This is a genomic window from Halomonas sp. JS92-SW72 (assembly GCF_003547075.1).
Taxonomy (GTDB): Bacteria; Pseudomonadota; Gammaproteobacteria; order Pseudomonadales; family Halomonadaceae; genus Halomonas; species Halomonas alkalicola.
In genome coordinates this window covers 2,732,516-2,756,469 of sequence record NZ_CP032147.1, presented here as the reverse complement: position 1 = coordinate 2,756,469, position 23,954 = coordinate 2,732,516, and the positions used below count along the sequence as shown (strand labels likewise).

The following is a 23,954-nucleotide window of genomic DNA, read 5'->3' as shown; positions in this document are numbered from 1 at the left end:
CCGGCGCCGTCAAGGCCCGCCGTGGGGACGCTCGAGGCGCATCGCGCGGGTCTCCTCGAGGATCCGGGCGATGCGCGAGGCGTAGTGGTCGGTCAGGCGCGCGCCCAGTTCGGCGCTGCCGAGGTGGGCGTTGCCGACGACGCCCTCCGGATGCAGGTCCTCGGCCAGCCAGGCGAAGGCCGCTTCCCCCTCCGGGCCCAGCAGCTGGCCCTCCTCCGCCATGGCCTGGCCCCGGGAGATCGGGTGGTCCAGGTGCGCCAGGCGCACCTTGTGCGGTGCCAGGTGGCGCATCAGGGCAGTCTCCAGAGCGCCGCCGTGCAGGCCGTGGCGTAGTTCCTCGGCGGGCAGCGCCGCCTCCGGGAGGTCATCCGGCAGCGGCATGCGCATGGTGTGGACCTTGACCACCAGCAGGCCGTGGCGGCGGCGCAGCCGCAGGGCGGCCAGGTCCATCACCGCCTTGTTGCCGCCGTGGCTGTTGAGCCATACCAGTCGCTGGAACCCGGCCCGGGCCACGGCGTCGCCATGGGCCTCGAGGGTGGCGATGGCGAGCTCCGGCGAGAGGCTGAGCGTACCCGGGAAACTCAGGTGCTCGTCGCTGGCGCCCACCGCCAGGGTCGGCAGCTGCACCAGCGGGAAGCCCGCCTGCAGCCGCGCGAGGGCGGCGGCCAGCAGCCCCTCGCCGATGTCGAGGTCGGTGGAGAGCGGCAGGTGGGCGCCATGCTGCTCGATGGCACCGAGCACCATCACCGCCACGCTCGCCTCGGGAAGCTCGGCGAGTTCGGGGGTCGTCAGGTCCTGCCAGCGCGGAAAGGCCGGTGGGGTGTGGGCGGGGGAGGGGCTCATGGGGTCGTCTCCGCGGTCGAGGCATCCGGGGGCGTGGTGGCGTTCGGGGTGTCCAGCCGCGCGTAGAGGTCGCCGGAGGGGAGGCCGTCGGCGCCCTGCGCGAGCCACCCGAGGGTGGCGTCCGCCGTTCGCCACTCGGGCCAGCGGAACTGACGGCGCTCTCCCTCGATGGCGTTGAAGCGATAGTCGCCCAGCGCGGCCAGGCGTGTCACGCAGCGCTCGGCCACCTCCAGGGCACCGGCCACGAACTCCACCGAGACCCCCTCGATGGGCCGGGAGAGCCCCGCCAGCACCTCGGCCTCGAAGCCTTCCACGTCGATCTTGCAGAAGCGCGGGGTGCCGTGCTCGGCGATCAGCGCGTCCAGGGTGGTCACCGCGACCCGCCGGCGGCTCTCCCAGCGCACGTTCTGGAAGCCGGGGTTGCGCGCCCCGATGGTGGCACGCCACTCGTGAGCCAGGGTGGAGACGGTGGGGTTGGCTTCGCTCACCGCGAGTTCCGCCTCGCCGGGTTCGGCGCCGGCGGCCTGTGGTAGCAGGATGACCCCGGCCCGACCGCCCACCAGCCGCGCCAGCCAGCGGAAGAGCCCGGGCTGGGGCTCCAGGGCCACCACCCGGGCGCCCAGCGCCTGGAAGGCGGCGGTGCGGTCGCCGAGGTGGGCGCCCACGTCGAAGGCCAGGTCGCCGGGACCGACGAAGTCGGCGTAGAGGCGACGCAGCGCGCGCTGTCGCCCGGGGCGCCAGTAGATCAGCAGCGAGCGGGCGATGCCGGCGCCCTGGCGCAGGCGGGCAGGAGACAAAACCTCCTTCATCAAGCATCCTCATGTCGTCATGGATCTTCCCCGGGGCTGATCCGGCGGCAGGCCCCGGAGCGCCGGACCGTCGAGGAGGCGCTGTGAACCCCTCCCTGGGCGCTACCGACGCCATCCCTGGCGTAGGACCTCCTCTTCGGCCTACCCCCGGCGCCCCTCACCAGAGTCAGAATCTACAGCCTTGGCGCGATCCAGTATCTGGTTGGGCATCTCTCCGGGACATTCGGGAGGCGGTGGCCGTAGGGCCAGCGTATCGGCCTCGGCCGCGTCGTTGGCGGCGAGGTCGTGGTGTTCTTCCAGCAGCTTGGCATGGGCCTGGGGCTCCGGGGTGTGCAGCAGCCCCCGTCTCGTCAGCCAGGCGGCCGCCCGGCGGCTGCCGCTCAAGCGCACCAGCAGCGGCGACAGGGCCAGCCCCACCCAGACCGGGGCCAGCCAGGCGACCAGCATCGGCACCTGCCAGTGGACAAGGGCGATCCACAGCCCCCCGAGCAGGGCGAAGGGCGCGGTGTGGCGCAGCGCCTCCCGCCAGGGCACGTGGCGCCCCTCGCGGGCCTGGGCGCCCCACTCGACGCTGGTGCCGGTCAGCACGCCGATCACGAAGGCGCTGTGGAAGGCCATCATGATCGGGGCCAGCAGAATGGCGGCGAGCCCCTCCAGCAGGGCGCTCAGGCAAAGGCGTGTTCGCCCGCCGTAGCCGGCGGCGCGTCGCCCCAGGGCCAGCAGCAGCCCCAGCAGCTTGGGTAGCAGCAGCAGGGTGGCGGTCATCGCCAGCAGGGCGGCAATCAGCTCGGGGTGCGCCCGGGGCCAGAAGGGGAAGAGCTGCTCGCCGGGGCCGAAGTAGGCGGGCTCGCTGCGGGCGATCAGCACCGCATCCAGGCTGCCGGCGAGCAGGATGGCGAGCCACAGCAGCGAGGAGACGAAGGCGGTGGCGCCGAGCAGGAAGTGCAGCCGGCTCAGGCCGTGCAGGCCCGGCGCCGCCAGCAGGCGCAGGTGCTGCAGGTTGCCCTGGGTCCAGCGCCGGTCGCGGCGGGCATAGTCGAGCAGGTTGCCGGGCATCTCCTCGAAGCTGCCCGTCAGCCGGGTCTCGAGCTGCACCTCCCAGCCGGCGCGACGCAGCAGGGCGGCCTCCACGAAGTCGTGGCTGAGGATCTCGCCGCCCAGCGGCGGGCGGCCGGGCAAGGGCGGCAGGCCGGCGTGGTCCATGAAGGCGCGCAGGCGCAGGATGGCGTTGTGCCCCCAGTAGTTGGCGGCGTCGCCCTGCCAGGCGCTCTGGCCGGCGGCCAGCATGGGCGCATAGAGGCTGGCGGCGAACTGGGCCAGGCGGCCGAACAGGGTGAGCTGGCGCACCGGCAGCGGCACTGTCTGGATCAGTGCTACCCCGGTGCGGGCCTGCATGGCGCGGACCAGCCCCAGCAGCGTCTCGCCCTCCATGCGGCTGTCGGCATCCAGCACCACCATGAAGTCGAAGGCCGCCCCCCAGCGGCGGCAGAACTCGGCGAGGTTGCCCGCCTTGCGCCCGGCGTTGTCGGCGCGGCGCCGATAGTGCATGGCCAGGCGCCCCTCGAGGCGCCGCTGCAGGGCGGCCATGGCGCGGGCCTCCGCCGCGGCGATGGCCGGGTCGGTGGTGTCGCTGAGCACGAAGAGCGTGAAGTGGTGCGCCTCGCCGGTGGCGATGAGCGATTCGGCGGTGGCCGAGAGGGCGGCGTCCACCTGCTCGGGCGACTCGTTGTGGATCGGCATGGCCAGCACGGTGCGCCGGGTGATAGGCAGCTGACGCTCGTCGGTGACCCGGGGCCGGCGGGCCAGGGTCAGGGGGTCGCGGTCGGCGAGCAGCAGCAGAAAACCGGCCACGGAGCTCCAGAAGCCCACGGCGACCCAGGCGAAGGTGAGGGTGAAGAGCGCGAGGATGCCCCCGCGCAGCGGCGTGATGCCGCCGGGCGAGAGGATGTGCCACATCAGCCCCGTCCCGACGAGGGTGGTGAGCAGCACCAGGCCGCCCAGCAGTGCCCGGCGCAGCGCCAGTCCCGGGAGCCGAGCGCCGGCGTGGCGGCCGCGGCGGGCGGCGAGGCTAGCGCCGCTCGTCGGGGTGCCAGACATGGTTCCAGGTCTCGCTGATCACCTCGTCGCGCAGGCGGAGCCGCAGGCGAAGGTCGCTGGACTGCTGGCCGTCGGGGTCGAGGCGGAAGGAGGCGCGCCAGCCGCGGCCGTCCGGCAGCGGGCGTGTCTGCAGGTGGTGGATCTCGCCGCGGCTCGCCGTGAGCTCGGCCGCCACCGGCTGGTCGGGGGAGAGGTTCTCGAGCTCGCCGCCGGCGAAGTCGACCATGAAGTGGCGTCGGCTGCGCGGCGGCGGGCTGGGATCGCCGGGCACGCCGCCCCAGCCCTGGCGGGTGCGGATGACCCGGGCCGGTGCCGCCGCGGCGGGTTCGGCGCCGAAGGTGTGGGTGCGGTAGCGCAGCTCGCGGCGCTCGCCGGCGCGCAGGGGCGTGTCGCTCACCCAGAAGGCGACGATGTTGTCGTGGGTCTCGTCCGGCGCGGGGATCTCGATGAGCTGCACGCGCCCCGCCCCCCAGGGGGCGAGCGGTTCCACCCACTGGCTGGGGCGGCGATCGTAGCGGGCCTCGAGGTCCAGGTAGCGGTCGAAATTTCGCTCCCGCTGGGCCAGGCCGAAGCCACCGGGGTCGCGGTCGAGCAGCGAGGAGACGCGCAGCGAGCGCGGATTGGTGAGCGGACGCCAGATCCATTCGCCGCGCCCGGTGTGCACCAGCAGGCCGTCGGAGTCGTGCACTGCTGGGCGGTGGTCGTCCACGGTCCGGGGGGTGGTATCGCCGTGGGCGAACATGCTGGTCAGCGGCGCCACACCGAGCCGCTCCACGTCGCGGCGGGCGAAGAGCCTGGCGGTCACCTCCACCTGGATATCGCGCCCCGGCACGATGTCGAAGCGGTAGGCGCCGGCAAGCGAGGGGCTGTCGAGCAGGGCCAGCACCGTCATGCGGCTGGCCTCCGGGGCCGGGCGCACCAGCCAGAACTCGCGGAAGGCCGGAAACTCCTCGCCCCGGGGCAGGGCGGTGTCAATGGCCAGGCCCCTGGCGGAGAGGCCGTAGCCCTGGCCGCGGCCCACCAGGCGGAAGTAGGAGGCGCCGAGGAATACCGCGAACTCGTCCTGGTAGTCGGCCCGGTTGAGGGGGAAGTGCAGCCGGAAGCCGGCGTGGCCGGCGCCGGAGAGGTCCCGCTCCGGCAGGGCGGCGGCGGCGTCGTCGTAGCGGAAGCGGGCGGGGTCGAAGTCCAGCGCGGTCACCTCGCCGTCCTCCACCGTATGCAGGTGGACCGGGGCCTCGAACAGGAAGCCGGTGTGGAAGAGCTGCACCGAGAAGAGGCCCTCGTCGGCCCAGAGGGCGGCCTCCGGGCGGAAGCGGATCTGTCGATAGGTGTCGTAGTCGAGATCGCGCAGCGCCTCGGGCAGCTCGGCCGTGCCGGGGTCGTGGGGGCGGCCAGCCAGCGCCTCGGCCTGCTCGGTGATGCTGTCGAACAGGGCATCGACCTCGCCGGGGGCGGTCTCGGCTGCGGCCGGCAGGGCTGATGAGAGTGTCAGCAGCAGCGCCATGGCCAGGCACGCCGTCAGGCGAGGGTGTCGTCTCAGGGGCATCGCGTCTCTCCCGGGCTTCCTGGCTCGTTCTCGCAGACCCGCTCCTGCACAACAGTGTCGTCGCGGAGGGGAGATCCTGCACGTATGGCGGGTGGATCCTTGTGAGACAATCCTTGTACATGGTAAGTCATGCGTACACAATTTTCTCGTGCGCTACCCTATAACGATAACCCCACCCTCGAGGATCCCCCCGCGATGCTGCGACTGCTGGGCCTTGCCGTCCTGCTTAACCTGCTGCTGCTGCTGCCCCTGTGGCTGCGCTTCGGGGAGATCGCCACCCGCTGGGTCGCCCTGGAGGCGCTGCTGCTGGTGGCCCTGCTGGTGGTGCTGCCGGCCGGTCGACTGGGCTGGCTGCGCCCGCTCTTGACCGTCGTCGTGATGGTGGCGGTGCTCGCCGGCCTCGGCGATGCGGCCACCCACCTGGCCCTCGGCCGTTCGCTGAACCTCTATCTGGACCTGCCGCTGCTGCGTTCGGTGTTTCACCTGCTGGAGGGCAACCTGGGCACCGGGATGGCCTGGGCCACCACCCTGGCGGCCCTGCTGCTGGTCGGCCTGATCGGCTGGGCGCTGAATCGGGCGCTGCGTGCCGGACAGCGGCAGGCGACGGGCGCAGCGGTGTCGCTGGTCGCGCTCCTGCTGCTACTTGCCAGTACCACCCTGATGGCGGCCCAGTGGCATCATCAGCGCTGGCTGCCCGTGGCCCGGGCGCCGGCCATGGATACCCTGCGCTTCCAGGGGCAGCAGCTGGTGGAGACCCGCCTTGCCCATCGCGACTTCGCCGCGCGCATGGCGGCGTCGCCCACCCGGGCCACCGCGCTGCCGGGGCTTGCCGGGCGTGATGTGCTGCTGGTCTTCGTGGAGTCCTATGGCGAGTCTTCGGTGTTCGATCCGCGCTTCAGCGAGGTGACCCTCCCGCGGCTGGCGGCCATGGAGGCGCGCCTGGCAGAGGCCGGGCTTGCGATGGCCACGGGGCTGCTGGACGCGCCGATCCGCGGCGGACAGTCCTGGCTCGCCCATGCCAGCACCCTGAGCGGCCTGAGGATCGACAACTCGCTCTGGTACCGGCTGATGCTGGCAAGCGAGAGGCCGACCCTGGTGGACGACTTCCGGGCCAGTGGGCATCGCACCCTGACGGTGATGCCCGCCATCACCCTGGCCTGGCCGGAGGGCGAGGCCTACGGCTTCGACGAGATCCACGCCGCCGCCGACATCGACTACGCCGGGCCGCCCCTCAACTGGGTGACCATGCCCGACCAGTTCACCCTGCACCACTTCGAGCAGCGCATCCGCGCCCCGGCCGAGGCGCCGCTGTTTGCCCAGGTCGCCCTGATCTCGAGCCACGCGCCCTGGACGCCGATCCTGCCGGTGCTCGACGACTGGGACGCGGTGGGGGACGGCAGCATCTTCTATCAGTGGGAGGACGCCGGCATCCCGCCGGACGAGCTGTGGCAGGATCTCGAGCGGGTGCGCGAGCACTATGCGCACTCGGTGGACTACGCCCTGGAGGTCAGCGCCCGCTGGGCGGCGGACGCGCTCGGCGACGAGGCCCTGCTGATCCTGCTGGGCGACCACCAGGCCGCCCCCCTGATCATCGGTGACGAGGCGGGCTTCGGGGTGCCGGTGCATGTGATCAGCGCAGACGCTTCCCTGCTTGCCCCCTTCCTGGCGCGGGGCTTCGAGCCCGGCCTGATGCCGGCGCCGGGCCCTGCCGAGCACGGCCTGGAGGCCCTGCGCGGCTGGCTGCATGAGGACTTTGGCCCATGATGACTCCCGTGATCCTGGCCGGCGGCAACGGCGTGCGGCTCTGGCCGCTGTCGCGCCGGGCGCGCCCCAAGCAGTTCCTCGCCCTCGAGGAGGAGGGCAGCCTGCTGGCCCGCACCCTCGCTCGCCTGGAGGGGCTCGCGCTGGCGCCGCCCATCGTCATCTGCCACGAGGCGCATCGCTTCCTGGCCGCCGAGCAGCTGCGCCGGGCCGGCGTGGAGGGGGCGACCCTGCTGCTCGAACCCGAGGGGCGCGGCACCGCCCCGGCCATCGCCCTGGCGGCCCTGCTGGCCCATGGCGAGGGGCGCGAGGGGCCGCTGCTGGTGCTGCCCTCGGACCACCACCTGGGTGACGAGACCGCCTTCCACGAGGCGGTGGCCCGCGCCGTCGACCTGGCCGAGGCGGGCTACCTGACCACCTTCGGGGTGGTGCCGACCCGCGCCGAGACCGGCTTCGGCTACCTGCAGGCGGGTGGCCCCCTGGGCGGGAAAGGCTTCGCGGTGGCGCGCTTCGTGGAGAAGCCCGACGCGGCGCGGGCCGAGCAGTTCCTGGCCGCCGGCGACCACTACTGGAACAGTGGCATCTTCGTGATGCGCCCGGCGGACGCCCTGGCGGCCCTGGCCACCCACGCCCCGATGATCCTCGCGGCGTGCCGCGAGGCCCTGGCGGGCGCCACCACCGACCTGGACTTCCTGCGTCCCGCCGAGGCGGCCTTCCTGGCCTGCCCGGCGGACTCCATCGACGTGGCGGTGATGGAGCGCACCGACCGGGCGGCCATGGTGCCGCTGGAGGCGGGCTGGAGCGACATCGGCTCCTGGCAGGCGCTGTGGGAGGTGCTGCCCCGCGATGGTGACGGCAACGCCCTGCAGGGCGACGTCGTCTGCGAGGCGAGCCGGGGGCTTCTGGTTCACGCCGAGTCGCGGCTGGTGGCGACCCTGGGGGTGGCGGACCTGGTGGTGGTCGAAACCCGTGACGCCGTGCTGGTGGCCGACCGTGCCAGCAGCCAGGCCCTGCGCGGTCTGGTCGATCGCCTCGAGGCGGCGGGCCGCCCGGAGACCCGCCAGAGCGCCACGGTCTACCGCCCCTGGGGGCACTACGAGACCCTGGACGCCGGCCAGCGCCACCAGGTCAAGCACATCACGGTGAAGCCCGGGGCCCGGCTGTCGCGCCAGCTCCACCACCATCGCGCCGAGCACTGGATCGTGGTCAGCGGCACCGCCCGGGTGACCCTGGACGACGAGACCTTCCTGGTGGGGGAGAACGAGTCGACCTTCATTCCCGTGGGCCGGGTGCACTGCCTGGAGAACCCCGGGCTGATTCCCCTGGAGCTGATCGAGGTGCAGTCCGGCAGCTACCTGGGCGAGGACGACATCGTGCGCCTGGACGACCGCTACGGGCGGGAGTGACGGGCGGGGGGGATGAACCAGAAGCTCAGTAGAGCCGGAACTCCTGATGGCGTGGGTGGCCCTGCTGCTCCTCGACCACCTTGCGGTAGCGCTTGTACTCCCACTGGTACTGGGCCGGGTCCAGGGCGATGGCGGCCTCCACGCAGGCGTTGACGCCGGTGGCGGACTCGGCCTCGTCCGGGGAGTAGACGCGAGCGTCGGCGGGGAGGAAGTGGAGCTCGAAGCCTCGGCCGGGGATGCGTCGGGCGACTCCGGTCACCACCCGCGCCTCGGTGCGTGCCACCAGCTTGGGCAGCAGGGTGGCGGTGTAGGCGGGGCGGCCGAAGAAGGGGGCGAAGACGCCGCTGCCCCAGTCGGGCTCCTGATCCGGCAGGATGCCGATCGCCTCGGAGCGCTTGAGCGCCTTGAGCAGGGCGGCGACGCCCCTGGGGTTGGTGGGCACCAGGCTCGCCCCCATGCGCTCGCGCCCGGCGCGCGTCACGGCGTCGAGCTCGGCGATCTTCGGCGGCTCGTACATGGCGGTGAAGGGGAAGTGGCTGGAGAGCCAGAAGTTGAGCACCTCCCAGTTGCCGAAGTGCGGCGCCAGCACGATCACCCCGCGGCCCTCGGCGCGGGCCTCGTCGAGCAGCTCGCGGCCGTGCACGGCCAGGATCGAGGCCTCGACCCTCTCGGGGTCGCCCATCCAGGCGAAGCCGAGCTCCAGCATGGTGGCGGTGGAGTGGGTCAGGCTTTCCCGGGCCAGGCGACGGCGCTCGGCAGCGCTGCGCGCCGGGTAGACCTCGCCCAGGTTGATCTCGGTGACCTCGCGCTCGCGGCGGCTGAAGCGGTGCACCAGGGGGCCGGCCAGGCGCGACAGGCGCCACAGGGTGGCCAGCCTGCGGCCGGCCAGGCTCTTCCACAGCCCGGCGATGGCGCGGGCCTGACGGGGACTGGACTGGGAGCGGGAGTCGGCCATGGGTGCGTCGCCTAGAACAGCCAGGTGTCCACGTTCTCCGGCGCGCGCTTCTCCTGCAGGCCGCGGAAGCCCTTCACGCAGCGCACGATCAGCCACACCGCCAGGGCGATCAGCAGCGGGATACCGATGGCCACGAGTACCAGAATGGAGGCGATGGTGGCGTAGAGCAGGCCGATCCAGAAGGTGCGGATCTGGTAGCGGTAGTGCTCGTCGAGCCACGCCGGTCCCTTGCCACGGTAGACGTAGGCGATCACCACGCCGATCACCGAGGTGAAGCCCACCACGAAGCTGACCAGGTAGAGGGCGTAGACCACCATGGGCATGGTGGTATCGGGGGGCTCGCGCCGTTCGATGATCACGTTGTCGTTCTGGACTTGGTCGTGTCGGGGCCGGTCACTCTGGAAATTGTCGCTCATGGGGCGTCCCTGGCCGTGGAATCGAATCTCGGGGCGTCATGATACCGACCGGCAGACGCATTGCCAGCGCCGGCCGGGGGGCTCAGCCCTCGGCGGCCTCGGTGGCCGCCTGGCGCAGGGGGCGGCTGATCTCGATAAGGTTGCCGTCCGGGTCGCGCAAGTAGACCGACTCCAGCAGGCCGGTGGCGCCCTGGCGCTCGACCGGGCCGAGCTCCACCTCCACCTCCAGCGCCGCCAGGTGGCGGGCCACCTCGTCCAGGGGCAGCAGGCTGCGCAGGCAGATATCGATGCTGCCGGGGGTGGGGGTCGCCGCCCTGGGCTCGATATCGGTGGCGGTCCAGTGAAGGCGCAGGGCCAGGTCGCCGAGGATCAGGTCGACGCGCTCGCGGTCGCGATAGCGCACCTCCAGCCCCAGCACCCGGGAGTAGAAGTCCACGGCGCGGGAAATGTCGGTCACGGTGATGACCAGATGATCCAGACCTGACAGCATTCACATCTCCTTGGTCTTGTCCTGGAGTGGCAAGAACGTTCTGGCACAGAGGATACGACGATGCCGACCTGCCCGCTATGCGCATCTGACGACGCGGCCTTCTACCATCGCGATGCGCGGCGCGAGTACCACCAGTGCCGGCGCTGCGCGCTGGTGTTCGTGCCGCCGGCCTTCCGGCTCGGCCCCGAGGAGGAGCGGGCGGTCTACGACCAGCACGAGAACTCCCCGGAGGACCCCGGCTACCGGCGCTTCCTGTCGCGCCTCGCCGACCCGCTGCGCGAGCGCCTCGCCCCCGACGCCCGGGGGCTCGACTTCGGCGCCGGCCCCGGGCCGACCCTCTCGGTGATGTTCGAGGAGGCGGGCCATCCCATGGCGGTCTACGATCCCTTCTATGCGCCGGAGGCGAGCGTGCTGGAGGCCGAATACGACTTCATCACCGCCACCGAGGTGGTCGAGCACCTCTTCGCGCCGGGGGCAGAGCTGGCGCGCCTGGCACAACGCCTGCGTCCCGGCGGCTGGCTGGGGCTGATGACCAAGCGGGCCACCGATCGCGAGGCGTTCGCCCGCTGGCACTACATCCTCGACCCGACCCACGTGGCCTTCTTCAGCGAGACGACCTTCCGGTGGCTTGCCGATGATCTCGGCATGAGCGTGGAATTTCCTGCTGCCGACGTGGTGCTGCTGCAGAAGCCCTGAGGCGTGAGGTGGGGAGGGGTGGGGGTGTGGCGGATGATCTTGCCAAGTTGAGGGAAGCTGGCAGAAGAAAATCCCACTTTCCTGATGCCAGCTCGGGAAAGCGATTGACTCGCCGCCGATCGGGCGTATGATTCGCGCGCTCCGATACCCCGCCGGCGCTTCAGGCCCGCCGGACAGGCGAGATGTCCCGTTTTCTGCCACTCTTTCCGTCTTTCCTTTCGCTGTGAGGCATGCAATGTCGCGGCAACTGCTGACCATGGCCCTGGCGCCGCTGCTCGGTCTCTTCATCCTCGGCATCGGTAACGGCTTCCTGGCCACCGTGATCACCCTGCGCCTGGACGCCGCCGGCGAGTCGGCGGTGGTGATCGGCTGGGTCTCCTCGGCCTACTTCATCGGCCTGGCGTTGGGGGCCATGCTCAACGACCGCCTGCTGCTGCGCATCGGCCATATCCGCGCCTACGGCAGCTTCGCCTCGCTGGTGGCGGTCACCGTGCTGCTGCAGGGCCTGGTGGATCACCCCTGGGCCTGGTTCGCGCTGCGCCTGATCGGCGGCTGGGCCACGGTGGGGGTCTACCTGGTGATCGAGAGCTGGCTGCTCACCGCCGGCGACCAGAGGGTGCGCGGGCGCCTGCTGGCGCTCTACATGATCTCCCTCTACGCCGCCGGGGTGCTCGGCCAGCTGCTGCTGGGCGTCACCGAGGCCATGGGCGGGGCGGCCTCCTTCATGGTGATCGCCATGCTGGCCTCGCTCTCGGTGCTGCCCATGGCGATGATCCCGCGGGTCTCGCCGCTGATCGAGAAGGCCGAGCCGCTGCCGCCCCACCGCCTGATCACCCTCACGCCCACCGGGGTGATGGGCAGCTTCGGCTCGGGGATCGCGGTGGCCGCGGTCTATGCGCTGCTGCCCCTCTACCTGCAGCGCATCGGCCTCTCGGTGGATCGGATCGGCCAGATGATGGCCGTCGTGATCCTGGGTGCCATGCTGCTGCAGTACCCGGTGGGGCGCTGGTCGGATCGCCACGATCGCCAGATCGTGCTGATCGCCATCGGTGGCTTCTGTGCGCTGATCTCGGCGGCGATCCTGTGGCTGCCGATGTCCACCTGGCTGCTGGCGGGGCTGCTGTTCCTGCTCGGCGGCGGGGTCTTCTCGCTCTATCCGGTGGCGGTGGGCCACGCCGCCGACCGGGCGCCCTCCGGTGCCCTGGTGCGCATGAGCCAGGGCCTGCTGCTGATCAACGCCATCGGCTCGGCGATCAGTCCGCCGCTTATCTCGCCGGTGATGGCCGCCCTGGGCGATGCCGGGCTGTTCTGGAGCTTCGGCGCCCTGGGCCTGTTCCTGGTGGCCTTCTTCGGCTGGCGGCGCAGCGTGCGTCCGGCGCCGGTGCCGGTGGCGCCCTTCCATGCCACCACGCCGATGTCTGCCGCCGGTGCTGAGCTTGTGGTCACCGAGGAGCTTCTGCAGGGGGCCGCCGAGCACGAGCACATGGAGGACCTCTCCGGGGCGGTCCCTGAGGTGGACGTGGCCGAGCCCCTGGTCGGCCCGCCGCCGGCCGACGAGTCCCATGTGGCCTACTTCGACGAGGCCGAGGCCAGGCAGGAGAGCGAGCCCACCCAGGAGGAGCTGCCCGGCCTCGAGCCGCTGCCCTCCCGAAGCTGAGGCGCGGAGGGCGAGGCGGGGTAAGACCTTGGGATAATGGCCGGTGAAAAGTAGGGAATCTACTATCGCCGTTATCATTTTTCCCCGAGGTGCTTCGATGATCCCCTTTGCCGCCCCCGTTCGCGACATCCGCTTCGTCCTGGAGGAGTTGCTCGAGCATGGCTCGCTCTCGCTGCCCGGCTTCGAGGAAGCCAGCCCCGATCTGGTGGAGGCGGTGCTGGAGGAGGCCGCCAGGCTTGCCGGCGAGGTCTGGGCGCCGCTCAACGCAAGCGGCGACCGCCAGGGCTGCACCCGCCGCGACGACGGCGGGGTGACCCTGCCCGACGGCTTTGTCGAAGCCTACCAGGCCTACGCCGAGGGCGGCTGGAACGGCATCGGCGTGGCCGAGGCGCTGGGCGGCCAGGGGCTGCCCGAGGTGGTGGCCAGTGCCGTCCAGGAGATGCTGCACGGCGCCAACATGGCCCTCGGGCTCTGCCCCATGCTCACCGCCGGCGCCATCGAGGCCCTGGCCCACCACGGCAGCGGCGAGCTGAAGGAGCGCTACCTGCCCAGGCTCGTCGAGGGCACCTGGACCGGCACCATGAACCTCACCGAGCCCCAGGCCGGCTCGGATCTCTCCAAGGTGCGCACCCGCGCCGTGCCCCAGGAGGACGGCAGCTACCGGCTGTTCGGCCAGAAGATCTTCATCACCTGGGGCGAGCACGACGCCGCCGAGAACATCATCCACCTGGTACTGGCCCGCAAGCCCGATGCCCCCGAGGGCAACAAGGGCATCTCGCTGTTCCTGGTGCCGAAGTTCCTGGTCAATGCGGACGGTTCGCTCGGCGAGCGCAACGACGTCATCTGCGCCTCCATCGAGCACAAGCTGGGTATCCACGGCTCCCCGACCTGCACCCTGAGCTTCGGCGAGGGGGAGGGCGCCATCGGCTACCTGGTGGGCGAGGAGGGGCGCGGCCTCAACCACATGTTCACCATGATGAACGAGGCGCGCCACAAGGTGGGGATCCAGGGCATCGGCGTGGCCGAGCGCGCCTGCCAGCACGCCTTCGCCTACGCCCTGGATCGCACCCAGGGGCGCAGCCCGCGCTCCGGGCGTGACGACTGCACCATCAGCGATCATCTCGACGTGCGCCGCATGCTGCTCTCCATGCGGGCGCGCACCGATGCCCTGCGCTCGCTGGCCCTCTACTGCGCCACCCAGCTCGACCTGGCCCGCCACGCCGCCGATGACGCCGAGCGCGCCGCCGCCCAGGCCCGGGTCGACGTGCTGATCCCGGTGGTCAAGAGCTTCTCCACCGACCAGGCCGTGGAGATCGCCTCCCTCGGCGTGCAGGTGCACGGCGGCATGGGCTTCATCGAGGAGACCGGCGCCGCCCAGCTGCTGCGCGACGCCCGCATCGCCCCCATCTACGAGGGCACCAACGGCATCCAGGCGCTGGACCTGGCCGGGCGCAAGCTGCAGCGCGACGGCGGTGCGGCCCTCGGGGGGCTGATCGACCAGGTGGAGGCCACCGCCGACGCCCTCAAGGCCAGCGACGAGCACGCCGCCCTGGGCGAGAGCCTGGCCGGCGGTGCCGCCGACCTGCGCGCCGCCATGGCCGCGGTACTCGAGGCGGGGGCCGACCCGGAACAGGGCGCCGATGCCGTCCAGGCCTATGCCACCCCCTTCCTGAACCTGGCCGGCCACGTGCTCTGCGCCTGGCAGATGGGCCAGGCCGCGCTCAAGGCCAGCGCCGCCGTGGCCGCCGGCCGCGATGAACCCTTCTACCGGGCCAAGCGGCAGAGCGCCGACTACGCCATCCGCCAGTGGCTGCCGGTGGGCCGCGCCCAGCGCGCGGTGATCGAGGCCGGCATGGCGAGCCTCGCCGCCTTCGACGCCGCCGCCCACTGATCTCGCATCGATTCGCCGCCGGCCCCGCGCCGGCGGCGGCCGTTCATGACAACGCATCACGACATTCCACGGAGCCAAGCATGAGCCAGAGCATCTTCGAACAGGGCCTGCCCAAGACAGCGGCCAATCATGTGGCCCTGTCGCCGCTGACCTTCATCGAGCGCACCGCCTCGGTCTACCCGGACTATCCGGCGGTGGTCTACGGCGAGATCCGCCGCGACTGGGCGACCACCTGGGAGCGCTGCCGGCGGCTCGCCTCGGCGCTGTCGAAGCGCGGCGTCAAGCCCGGCGAGACGGTGGCCGCCATGCTGCCCAACGTGCCGGCCATGTTCGAGGCCCACTTCGGCGTGCCCCTGGCCGGCTTCGTGCTCAACACCCTGAACATCCGTCTGGACGCCGAGGCCATCGCCTACATGCTCGAGCACGGCGAGGCCAGGGCGATCCTGGTCGACCCGGAGTTTGCCGACGTCATCGAGGAGGCGGTGGCGACACTCGAGAACAAGCCGCTGATCATCGACGTGGCCGATGCCCAGTTCATGGCCGAGGGGCGCGCCATCGGCGGGCTGGAGTACGAGGCGCTGCTCGCCGAGGGGGACCCCGACTTCGCCTACCGGCTGCCCGAGGACGAGTGGCAGGCGATCTCGCTCAACTACACCTCCGGCACCACCGGCAAGCCCAAGGGGGTGGTCTACCACCACCGCGGGGCCTACCTGAACGCCACCAGCAACATCCTGGTGTGGGCGATGCCCCACCACCCGGTCTACCTCTGGACCCTGCCGATGTTCCACTGCAACGGCTGGTGCTTCCCCTGGACCATCGCCGCCGCCGCCGGCACCAACGTCTGCCTGCGCAAGGTCGAGGCGAAGCGGGTCATGGACCTGATCGCCGACGAGGGGGTCACCCACTTCAGCGGCGCCCCCATCGTGCTCAACGGCCTGGTCAACCTGCCGGACGACCAGAAGCGCGACTTCGGCCATCCGGTGAAGGTCACCACTGCCGGTGCCGCGCCGCCCGCCTCGGTGATCGCCGGCGTGGAGCGCCTCGGCATCGACGTGACCCACGTCTACGGCCTCACCGAGGTCTACGGCCCGGTCACCTCCTGCGCCTGGCGCGAGGCGTGGAACGCGCTGCCCGCCGAGGAGCGGGCGAAGCTCAAGTCCCGCCAGGGGGTGCGCTACCACATGCTCGAGGCGCTCTGCGTGGCCGACCCCAACACCCTGGAGCCGGTGCCCAAGGATGGCCAGACCATCGGCGAGATCCTGATGCGCGGCAACACCATGATGAAAGGCTACCTGAAGAACCCGGCGGCCACCGAGCAGGCCATGGAGGGGGGCTGGTACCATACCGGCGACCTGGCCGTGTGGCATGCCGACGGCTACATCGAGATCAAGGACCGTTCCAAGGACATCATCATCTCCGGCGGCGAGAATATCTCCACCATCGAGGTGGAGGATGCCATCTACGCGCACCCGGCGGTGGAGGAGGCCGCGGTGGTGGCCAAGCCCGACGAGAAGTGGGGCGAGACCCCCTGCGCCTTCGTCAAGCTCAAGGTGGGCTACGGCGAGGTGACCGAGCAGGACATCATCGATCACTGCCGTGCGCGCCTGGCCCACTTCAAGGCGCCCAGGACGGTGATCTTCACCGAGCTGCCCAAGACCTCCACCGGCAAGATCCAGAAGTTCGTGCTGCGCGAAGAAGCGCGCAAGCAGTAGCAGCAGATCACAAAAGCCAATCGCCCTTGACTCAAGCGAGGAGCGTCCGGGGGCAAGCCGAAGGGGAGGTCCTACGCCAGGGATGGCGTCGGTAGCGCCCAGGGAGGGGTTCACAGCGCCTCCCCGCAGGCTTGCCGCCGGAAAAAGCTTCGAGCGACAGTCCACAGCAGATCAAGAAAAATCATCAGGAGAGTGCAATGAGTGAGCAACCGATCGGCGTCGTCGGCGCCGGCACCATGGGGCAGGGCATCGCCCAGGTGCTGGTGCAGAACGGCTTTGCCGTGCAGCTCTACGACGTGGCCGACGAGCAGCTGGAACGTGCCCGAGGCGGCATCGACAAGGGGCTGGGCAAGCTGGTGGCCAAGGAGAAGCTCTCCGAGGCCGACAAGGACGCCGCCCTGGCGCGCCTGGCCACCTCCACCGCGCTGGACGCCCTGCGCGACTGCGAGGTGATCATCGAGGCGGCCCCCGAGCAGCCGGCCCTCAAGGAGAAGCTGTTCCGCGACCTGAGCCGCCTGACCCACGACGCGATCCTGGCCTCCAACACCTCGTCGCTGTCGCTGACCCGGCTCGCTGCGGTGTGCGAGCGCCCGGAGCGGGTGGTGGGCATGCACTTCTTCAACCCGGTGCCGGTGCTCAAGCTCGTCGAGGTGATCCGCGCCGAGCAGACCAGTGACGCCACCGTGGCGCGCATCGAGGCGTTGACCGAATCGCTCGGCAAGACCGCCGTGGCCATCGCCGACTCCCCCGGTTTCGCGGTCAACCGCCTGCTGGTGCCGATGATCAACGAGGCGGCCTTCCTGCTCCAGGAGGGCGTGGCCAGCGCCGCGGACATCGACGAATCCATGAAGCTGGGCGCCGCCCACCCCATGGGCCCGCTGGCCCTGGCCGATCTGATCGGCCTGGACGTCTGCCTCTCCATCATGGAGGTGCTGCAGGAGGGCTTCGGCGACCCGAAGTATCGCCCCTGCCCGCTGCTCAAGCGCATGGTGGCCGCGGGCTACCTGGGCCGCAAGACCGGTCGAGGCTTCCACGTCTACGAATAAACCCACCGAGATGATCATCGCGAGGTGAGCCATGTTCAAGGCGATAGTGATCGAGAAGCAGGACGACGCCCAGCGCGTCACCATCCAGTCCCTGGACGAGTCACGGCTCCCGGAGGGGGACGTCACCGTGCGGGTGGAGTGCAGCACCCTCAACTACAAGGATGCCCTGGCCATCACCGGCAAGGGCCCCGTGGTCCGGCAGTTTCCCATGGTGCCGGGGATCGATCTGGCGGGGACCGTCGAGGCCTCGAGCGCCGATGAGTTCAAGCCCGGCGACAGCGTGCTGCTCAACGGCTGGGGCGTGGGCGAGACCCACTGGGGCGGGCTTGCCGAGAAGGCGCGCCTCAGGAGCGACTGGCTGATCCCGCTGCCCTCGGCCTTCACCGCCAGCCAGGCCATGGCCATCGGCACCGCGGGCTACACGGCGATGCTCGCCGTCATGGCGCTGGAGCGTCAGGGGCTCGAGCCGGACCATGGAGAGGTGCTGGTGACCGGCGCCAGCGGCGGCGTGGGCAGCTACGCCATCGCCCTGCTCGCGCGGCTGGGCTATCGGGTCATCGCCGCCACCGGGCGCCCCGAGGAGGAGGCCTACCTGAAGGGGCTCGGGGCCCAGGCGATCCTCGACCGCAGCGAGCTCGCCGAGCCGGGCCGGCCGCTTGGCAAGGAGCGCTGGGCCGGCGCCATCGACTCGGTGGGCAGTCACACCCTGGCCAATGTGCTGGCGGGCACCCGCTACGGTGGCTGCGTCGCCGCCTGCGGGCTCGCCCAGGGCATGGACCTGCCGGCCACGGTGGCGCCCTTCATCCTGCGCGGCGTTACGCTGGCGGGGATCGACAGCGTGATGCGGCCCCGGGCCGACCGCCTCGAGGCCTGGCGCCGGCTGGGCGAGCTGCTCGCCCCCGCCCAGCTGGACACCATCACCCGGACCATCGGCCTCGACGAGGCCATCGACACGGCCGAGGCGCTGCTCGCCGGCCGCGTGCGCGGCCGGGTCGTCGTCAGCATGGCTTGAGACGGCCCCGACAGGCCGAGCCAGACAAAAGAGGGGATTGCCGCCCAACCAAGCGTTCGCTAGGGTTGGGCGTTATTGTCTCGAACGTCCACAGAACCATCCACTGAACAACAAGCCAAGGAGTTCCCCATGAGTGAGCAGCTGATCGAGGTGGTCGACAACGCCGGCATCGTGCGCCTGACCATCAACCGCCCCAAGGCGCTCAACGCCCTGAACAGCGCCGTGCTTAGCGAGCTCGAGCGCGTCCTGGCCGAGCTGGAGGCCCGCGACGACCTGCGCGCAGTGCTGATCACCGGCGCCGGCGAGAAGTCCTTCGTGGCCGGTGCCGACATCGCCGAGATGCGCACCAAGACACCGGAAGAGGCCCGCGCCTTCGCCCGCCAGGCACTCGCCACCCTCAAGCGGCTGGAGACCCTGCCGGTGCCCACCGTGGCGCTGGTCAACGGCTTCTGCCTGGGCGGCGGCTGCGAGCTGGCCCTGGCCTGCGACTGGGCGGTGGCCAGCGACAACGCCATCTTCGGCCAGCCCGAGGTGCTGCTGGGCGTGATCCCCGGCTTCGGCGGCACCCAGCGCCTGCCGCGCCGGGTCGGCCCGGCCATGGCCCTGGACCTCTGCACCACCGGGCGCAAGATCGACGCCGCCGAGGCGCTGCGCATCGGCCTGGTCAACCGGGTGATGCCCCAGGCGGAACTCGAGGCCTATGCCGAGGAGCTCACCAAGCAGCTGGGCGGCAACGGCCCGCAGTCGGTGCGCGCCTCCAAGCAGGCGATCCACGACGGCATGGACCAGGACCTCGACAGCGCCCTGGCGCTGGAGACCGCGCTGTTCGCCTTCTGCTTCGCCGGCGACGAGCAGACCGAGGGCATGAGCGCCTTCGTCGAGAAGCGCAAGCCGAACTTCTGATCCTGGGTTGTCCCTCTGGTGAGACAACCGCGGCCGTGGCAGAGATGCCACGGCCGCGTTGCGTCTGGCCGGTCTTGCGCCGCTGGTGCTACTTGGCGAACAGCTGGCTCATGTCCTTGAACGCCTTGAACTCCAGGGCATTGCCGCAGGGATCGAGCAGGAACATGGTGGCCTGCTCGCCCACCTGGCCCTTGAAGCGCACGTAGGGCTCGATCACGAACTCGGTGCCTCGGGCGCGCAGCCGCTCGGCCAGGCTCTCCCACTCCTCCCAGCCCAGCACCACCCCGAAGTGGGGCACCGGCACGTCGTGGCCGTCCACCGCGTTGGTGTTGACCTGCTCCTGGTAGGGCATCTTCGGGTGCTCGTGGATCACCAGCTGGTGGCCGAAGAAGTCGAAGTCGACCCACTGCTCGCTGGAGCGGCCCTCAGCCAGGCCGAACACCTCGCCGTAGAAGGTGCGGGCCGCGGGCAGGTCGTGGACGGGAATCGCCAGATGAAAGGGGGAAAGGCTCATGGGGTTCTCCTGGGGTTCTCTCGTGGAGGGTCAGTGTCGAGAGTGGTTATTGTCGAGTGGGGTGTCGTCGGGGGTGGCCCCGGGTGTTGCAGCGGGTGTTGCATCGAGGGTTGCCGCCATCGGCTGTGCCGCGGTCGCGGCCGAGGGGGATGGCGGGGCGTGCCGGCGCAGCCGCAGCAGGCCGGTGGCGACGGCGGTGCCGGCCAGGGTAATCGCCATGCCGGCCAGGATCTGCAGGCTCAGGCGCTCGCCCAGCAGCAGGTAGCCCCACAGCAGGGCGCTGACCGGCACCAGGAAGGTCACCGTGGAGGTGGCGGTGGCCCCGGCGCTGGCCAGCAGGGCGAAGTAGATCAAGAAGGCGGCGGTGGTACTGAGCGCCGCCAGCGCCAGGGCGTTGGCCCAGGCCTGGCCGCTGATCGGCTCGCTGGGCCACAGCAGGAGGCCCGGCACCAGCAGCACCAGCGCCGACATGGCCGAGCTGCCCGCCGCCAGCACCCGTGCCGGCAGGTGGGACAGGTGGTTGCGAGAATAGTTGCCGGCGATGCCGTAGCAGAAGGTGGCGCCCAGCACGGCCAGGATGAACCAGCCGTCGCCGCCCAGGGCGAAATCCAGGCGGTCCGCCGAGAGCACGTAGACCCCGAAGAGGGCCAGGGCCAGGCCCAGGTACTGGCGGCGCTGGATCGGCACGCTGAAGAAGAGTGCGCCGAGCAGGGCGGTGAAGATCGGCGTGGTGGCGTTGATCAGCGAGGTGAAGCCGGCCTCCAGGCGAGTGGTGGCCAGGGCCAGCAGCGAGAAGGGCCGCACGTGGTTGATCACGCCCAGCAGCAGCAGGCTGCCCTTGTGCTGCCAGACCAGGCGCAGGTAGTAGAGGCTGAGCAGCAGCGGCACCAGCAGCAGGGCACCCACGCCCATGCGCACCAGCACCAGCGAGACCGCGCCGAACTCCGGGGCGGCCACCCGCATGAAGATGAACGACAGCCCCCACAGCGAGGAGAGCAGCAGCAGGCGCAGGGTGTCGGCGGGTGACATACCGGTTCCTTGGATGGCGATATCGTTCGCGGGAAAACAATCAGATTACGGCGGCCGCGAGGCGTTGGGAAGGGCAGCCCCTTGTGCGGCATTGCGGCATGATCTTGACCTCCATCAAGGGCAGAGGTGGCAAACCCCTGCTATAGCTGTAGGGCACCCTTTCCGGAACCTGGAGCCTTGCCCATGCCCGCCATGATGAAAGCCGCCGTCTTCGTCGAGCCAGGCCGCATCGAGATCGACGACCGGCCGATCCCCGACATCGGCCCCAACGACGCCCTGATCCGGGTCACCACCACCACCATCTGCGGCACCGACGTGCATATCCTCAAGGGCGAGTACCCGGTGGAGAAGGGGCTCATCGTGGGCCACGAGCCGGTCGGGGTGATCGAGAAGCTCGGCGCCAACGTGCAGGGCTACCACGAGGGCCAGCGGGTGATCGCCGGGGCCATCTGCCCGAGCTTCACCTCCTATGCCTGCCAGGATGGGTGCAGCGCCCAGGACGGTGGCCACCATGCCCACGGCTACAAGCCCATGGGCGGCTGGCGTTTCGGCAACACCATCGACGGCGCCCAGGCCGAGTACCTGCGGGTGCCCGACGCCCAGGCCAACCTCTCCCCGGTGCCCGACGGCCTCACCGACGACCAGGTGCTGATGTGCCCGGACATCATGTCCACCGGCTTCGCCGGCGCCGAGTCGGCCAATATCAAGATCGGTGACAGCGTCGCGGTGTTCGCCCAGGGCCCCATCGGCCTGTGCGCCACCGCCGGTGCCCGGCTGCGCGGCGCGGGGCTGATCATCGCCGTGGACGGCGTCGACGAGCGCCTCGCGATGGCCAGGAAGATGGGCGCCGACGTGACCCTCAACTTCCGGAAAGTTGACGTGGTCGCCGAGATCCTCAAGCTCACCGGCGGCCGCGGCGTGGATGCCTCCATCGAGGCGCTGGGGCTGCAGCAGACCTTCGAGCAGGCGCTGCGGGTGATCAAGCCCGGCGGCACCCTGTCGAGCCTGGGGGTCTACTCCGAGAGCCTGACCATTCCCTTGGACGCCTTCTGCGCCGGCCTCGGCGACCATCGCATCGTCACCTCGCTCTGCCCCGGCGGCAAGGAGCGCATGCGCCGGCTGATGCAGATCATCGACAGCGGCCGCCTGGACCTCGGCCCCATGGTCACCCACCGCTATCCGCTGGAGAAGATCGTCGACGCCTACGACCTCTTCTCCCACCAGCGCGACGGCGTGCTGAAGATCGCCCTGGAGGTCTCCTGAGGCCTTGTCCTGGCGCGAGTTCTGGTACAATCGCGCCAAGAACGAGGTAGACGGAGACACGATGGAAACGGAACTGAGTGAGTTCGAGCGACAGATGCGTCGCGAGATCAACGCCTTCATGGATAACGCGCAGGAGACACGGCGCAAGGCGGTGACGTCACCCCCCGAATGGCCCAAGGAGGCCGACGAAGAGGCCAAGGCGCCGCGCAGCAAGCCGGCCGGTTCGCCGAAGACCGGCCACCGCGTCAAGCTGGCGGTGCGCACCAAGCCCCTCGAGCTGGACACCGTCTTCGAGCATGTCTCCTCCAGCATCTCCAAGATCGAGGCGCAGCTCGAGGCCGAGAAGGCCGCCCGCAAGGCCGGCTATCCGATCATCGGCCATGTGATCGAGACCCGGCGACTGTAACGCCTTCCCGCCCGGGCCAGGCGTCGGGCAGACCCCACCGAGGAGCCGCCCGTGAGGATCACCCAGCTTGCCATCTATCCGGTCAAATCGCTGGGCGGCATCGCCCTCGACGACGCGCGCCTGACCGCCGAAGGCCTGCCCTGGGATCGCCGCTGGATGGTGGTCGACGATGTCGGCCGCTTCGTCACCCAACGTCAGCTGCCGGCCATGGTGTCCATCCGCGTCTCCCTGGAGCACGATGCTCTGGTGCTTGCCCACCCCGGGGTCGCACCGCTGCGCGTGGCCCTTGCCGCCCACCAGCAGGAGCGTCTCTCGGTCACCGTCTGGGAGGATCGCTGCGACGCCCTGGATGAAGGGGTCGAGGCCCGCGACTGGCTGGCCGCGGCGCTGGGGGATCTGCGCGGCAGCCGCCTGCGCCTGGTGCGCTTTGCCCCCGACCACCTTCGCCCGGTGGAACCCCACTACCTGGCCCCCGGCGAGTGGGCCCACACCGCCTTCGCCGACGGCTATCCGCTGCTGGTGGCCTCCACGGCGTCGCTCGCCGAGCTGAACCGCCGGCTTGCCGCCAAGGAGCTGTCGCCGGTGCCCATGAGCCGCTTTCGCCCCAATATCGTGATCGAGGGGGCCGAGCCCTTCGCCGAGGATGGCTGGCAAGCGCTCGGCTCCCCCGACGGCCGCTGGCGGCTGGGGCTGCGCAAGCCCTGCCAGCGCTGCAAGATCACCACCGTGGATCAGCACAGCGGCGAGATCCCGGTGCCCGGTGAGCCGCTGCGTACCCTGGTGGAGATGAACCCGCGCCTCGCTCCCGGCGGCTACTTCGGCCAGAACGCCATCCTGCTGGCGGGGGTGGGCGAGACGCTCAGCGTGGGCGATGGAGTGGCGGCGAGCCCCGCCTGATCGGCCCCTGCATTCCTGGAACAATTTTTCATTAAAATCGCCCTGGGCTATGATGGCGGGTCCGATTCGTCCATCCCCCACCAGGAGCCTGCCATGAGCTTTCATGTCTATCTGTCCGGCGAGATCCACACCGACTGGCGCGAGGAGATCCAGCGCGGCGCCGAGGCCGCCGGGCTGGACGTGGTCTTCACCGCCCCGGTGACCGACCACGCCGCCAGCGATGCCGCCGGCGACCACCTGGGCGAGACGCCCAGCCAGTTCTGGCGCGACCACCAGTCCTCCAAGGTCAACGCCATCCGCACCCGCACCCTGATCGAGCAGAGCGACCTCGTGGTGGTGCGCTTCGGCGACCAGTACAAGCAGTGGAACGCGGCCTTCGATGCTGGCTACTGTGCGGCCCTGGGCAAGCCCTACGTGACGCTCCACGCCGCGGAGATCGTCCACCCCCTCAAGGAGGTCGACGCCGAGGCCCAGGCCTGGTGCACCACCACCGACCAGGTGGTGGAGATCCTGCGCTACGTGCTCAAGGCCTGATTCCCGCCATGCCGGCCGGCGCTGTTCCGGCCGACAATGCCTTCATGGTAAGCGCCTGCCAACGATCGCCA

22 protein-coding genes are annotated in these 23,954 nt (G+C 70.7%); 13 read left to right on the top strand and 9 right to left on the bottom strand.

The annotated features are described in order from the left end of the window. Positions 1-9 precede the first annotated feature (9 nt). The 4 genes from D1793_RS12890 to D1793_RS12875 all read right to left on the bottom strand — a co-directional run bounded on the left by D1793_RS12890 (position 10) and on the right by D1793_RS12875 (position 5,295). A complete protein-coding gene (locus tag D1793_RS12890; protein ID WP_119022539.1) occupies positions 10-843 on the bottom strand; it encodes a creatininase family protein in 834 nt (277 codons plus the stop codon). Continuing rightward, positions 840-1,652, bottom strand: coding sequence for an FkbM family methyltransferase (locus D1793_RS12885; protein WP_119022538.1), 813 nt, complete (start codon positions 1,650-1,652; stop codon positions 840-842). Before D1793_RS12885 ends, D1793_RS12890 begins: the two co-directional genes overlap by 4 nt. Positions 1,653-1,793: 141 nt before the next feature. Continuing rightward, on the bottom strand, positions 1,794-3,749 hold the full coding sequence (mdoH, locus tag D1793_RS12880) for a glucans biosynthesis glucosyltransferase MdoH (RefSeq protein WP_119022537.1): 1,956 nt from the start codon (positions 3,747-3,749) through the stop codon (positions 1,794-1,796). Then, positions 3,721-5,295 (bottom strand): glucan biosynthesis protein, encoded by a 1,575-nt coding sequence (locus D1793_RS12875; protein ID WP_240407667.1) that lies wholly within the window; start codon positions 5,293-5,295, stop codon positions 3,721-3,723. Before D1793_RS12875 ends, mdoH begins: the two co-directional genes overlap by 29 nt. Positions 5,296-5,490: 195 nt before the next feature. Here D1793_RS12875 and D1793_RS12870 point away from each other — a divergent pair, with 195 nt between their 5' ends. Both D1793_RS12870 and D1793_RS12865 read left to right on the top strand, forming a co-directional pair. Continuing rightward, positions 5,491-7,059, top strand: a complete 1,569-nt coding sequence (locus tag D1793_RS12870) for an alkaline phosphatase (protein WP_119022536.1) — start codon at positions 5,491-5,493, stop codon at positions 7,057-7,059. After that, entirely contained in the window at positions 7,056-8,462 is a 1,407-nt protein-coding gene (locus D1793_RS12865; RefSeq protein WP_119022535.1) for a mannose-1-phosphate guanylyltransferase/mannose-6-phosphate isomerase, read from the top strand. Before D1793_RS12870 ends, D1793_RS12865 begins: the two co-directional genes overlap by 4 nt. Before the next feature lie 25 nt (positions 8,463-8,487). On the opposite strand, the gene D1793_RS12860 is transcribed toward D1793_RS12865, so the two are convergent. The 3 genes from D1793_RS12860 to D1793_RS12850 form a co-directional block, all read right to left on the bottom strand. Then, entirely contained in the window at positions 8,488-9,417 is a 930-nt protein-coding gene (locus tag D1793_RS12860) for a lysophospholipid acyltransferase family protein (protein WP_119022534.1), read from the bottom strand. Between the two features lie 11 nt (positions 9,418-9,428). Continuing rightward, on the bottom strand, positions 9,429-9,833 hold the full coding sequence (locus D1793_RS12855) for a DUF4870 domain-containing protein (protein WP_119022533.1): 405 nt from the start codon (positions 9,831-9,833) through the stop codon (positions 9,429-9,431). A gap of 82 nt (positions 9,834-9,915) precedes the next feature. Next, complete coding sequence (locus tag D1793_RS12850; protein ID WP_119022532.1) at positions 9,916-10,323, bottom strand: VOC family protein; 408 nt, start codon at positions 10,321-10,323, stop codon at positions 9,916-9,918. Positions 10,324-10,383: 60 nt separating this feature from the next. Here D1793_RS12850 and D1793_RS12845 point away from each other — a divergent pair, with 60 nt between their 5' ends. From D1793_RS12845 to D1793_RS12815, 7 genes are all read left to right on the top strand, one after another. Continuing rightward, positions 10,384-11,019, top strand: coding sequence for a class I SAM-dependent methyltransferase (locus D1793_RS12845; protein ID WP_119022531.1), 636 nt, complete (start codon positions 10,384-10,386; stop codon positions 11,017-11,019). A gap of 235 nt (positions 11,020-11,254) precedes the next feature. Then, on the top strand, positions 11,255-12,676 hold the full coding sequence (locus tag D1793_RS12840) for an MFS transporter (RefSeq protein ID WP_119022530.1): 1,422 nt from the start codon (positions 11,255-11,257) through the stop codon (positions 12,674-12,676). A gap of 97 nt (positions 12,677-12,773) precedes the next feature. Continuing rightward, complete coding sequence (locus tag D1793_RS12835; protein ID WP_119022529.1) at positions 12,774-14,567, top strand: acyl-CoA dehydrogenase; 1,794 nt, start codon at positions 12,774-12,776, stop codon at positions 14,565-14,567. Positions 14,568-14,647: 80 nt separating this feature from the next. Continuing rightward, on the top strand, positions 14,648-16,279 hold the full coding sequence (locus D1793_RS12830) for an acyl-CoA synthetase (RefSeq protein WP_119022528.1): 1,632 nt from the start codon (positions 14,648-14,650) through the stop codon (positions 16,277-16,279). A 197-nt stretch (positions 16,280-16,476) separates the two neighbouring features. Next, positions 16,477-17,325 (top strand): 3-hydroxybutyryl-CoA dehydrogenase, encoded by an 849-nt coding sequence (locus D1793_RS12825; RefSeq protein ID WP_119022527.1) that lies wholly within the window; start codon positions 16,477-16,479, stop codon positions 17,323-17,325. A 31-nt stretch (positions 17,326-17,356) separates the two neighbouring features. After that, positions 17,357-18,337: an MDR family oxidoreductase gene (locus D1793_RS12820; RefSeq protein WP_119022526.1), complete on the top strand. Its 981-nt coding sequence runs from the start codon at positions 17,357-17,359 to the stop codon at positions 18,335-18,337. Positions 18,338-18,466: 129 nt separating this feature from the next. After that, positions 18,467-19,240, top strand: coding sequence for an enoyl-CoA hydratase-related protein (locus D1793_RS12815; RefSeq protein WP_119022525.1), 774 nt, complete (start codon positions 18,467-18,469; stop codon positions 19,238-19,240). An 88-nt stretch (positions 19,241-19,328) separates the two neighbouring features. Here D1793_RS12815 and D1793_RS12810 read toward each other — a convergent pair whose 3' ends face one another. Both D1793_RS12810 and D1793_RS12805 read right to left on the bottom strand, forming a co-directional pair. Continuing rightward, positions 19,329-19,754: a VOC family protein gene (locus D1793_RS12810; protein ID WP_119022524.1), complete on the bottom strand. Its 426-nt coding sequence runs from the start codon at positions 19,752-19,754 to the stop codon at positions 19,329-19,331. Between the two features lie 30 nt (positions 19,755-19,784). Beyond that, positions 19,785-20,783, bottom strand: coding sequence for a DMT family transporter (locus D1793_RS12805; protein ID WP_119022523.1), 999 nt, complete (start codon positions 20,781-20,783; stop codon positions 19,785-19,787). A 183-nt stretch (positions 20,784-20,966) separates the two neighbouring features. On the opposite strand from D1793_RS12805, the gene D1793_RS12800 reads away from it, so the two are divergent. The 4 genes from D1793_RS12800 (at position 20,967) to D1793_RS12785 (ending at position 23,883) form a co-directional block, all read left to right on the top strand. Beyond that, positions 20,967-22,046 (top strand): NAD(P)-dependent alcohol dehydrogenase, encoded by a 1,080-nt coding sequence (locus D1793_RS12800; protein WP_119022522.1) that lies wholly within the window; start codon positions 20,967-20,969, stop codon positions 22,044-22,046. Positions 22,047-22,107: 61 nt separating this feature from the next. Next, positions 22,108-22,452: a hypothetical protein gene (locus D1793_RS12795; RefSeq protein WP_119022521.1), complete on the top strand. Its 345-nt coding sequence runs from the start codon at positions 22,108-22,110 to the stop codon at positions 22,450-22,452. 51 nt (positions 22,453-22,503) lie between these two features. Beyond that, positions 22,504-23,349: an MOSC N-terminal beta barrel domain-containing protein gene (locus D1793_RS12790; protein ID WP_119022520.1), complete on the top strand. Its 846-nt coding sequence runs from the start codon at positions 22,504-22,506 to the stop codon at positions 23,347-23,349. 93 nt (positions 23,350-23,442) lie between these two features. Continuing rightward, the gene (locus tag D1793_RS12785) at positions 23,443-23,883 is read left to right on the top strand and encodes a YtoQ family protein (RefSeq protein WP_119022519.1); all 441 of its coding nucleotides are present in this window, start codon (positions 23,443-23,445) and stop codon (positions 23,881-23,883) included. The last annotated feature ends 71 nt before the right edge of the window (positions 23,884-23,954 follow it).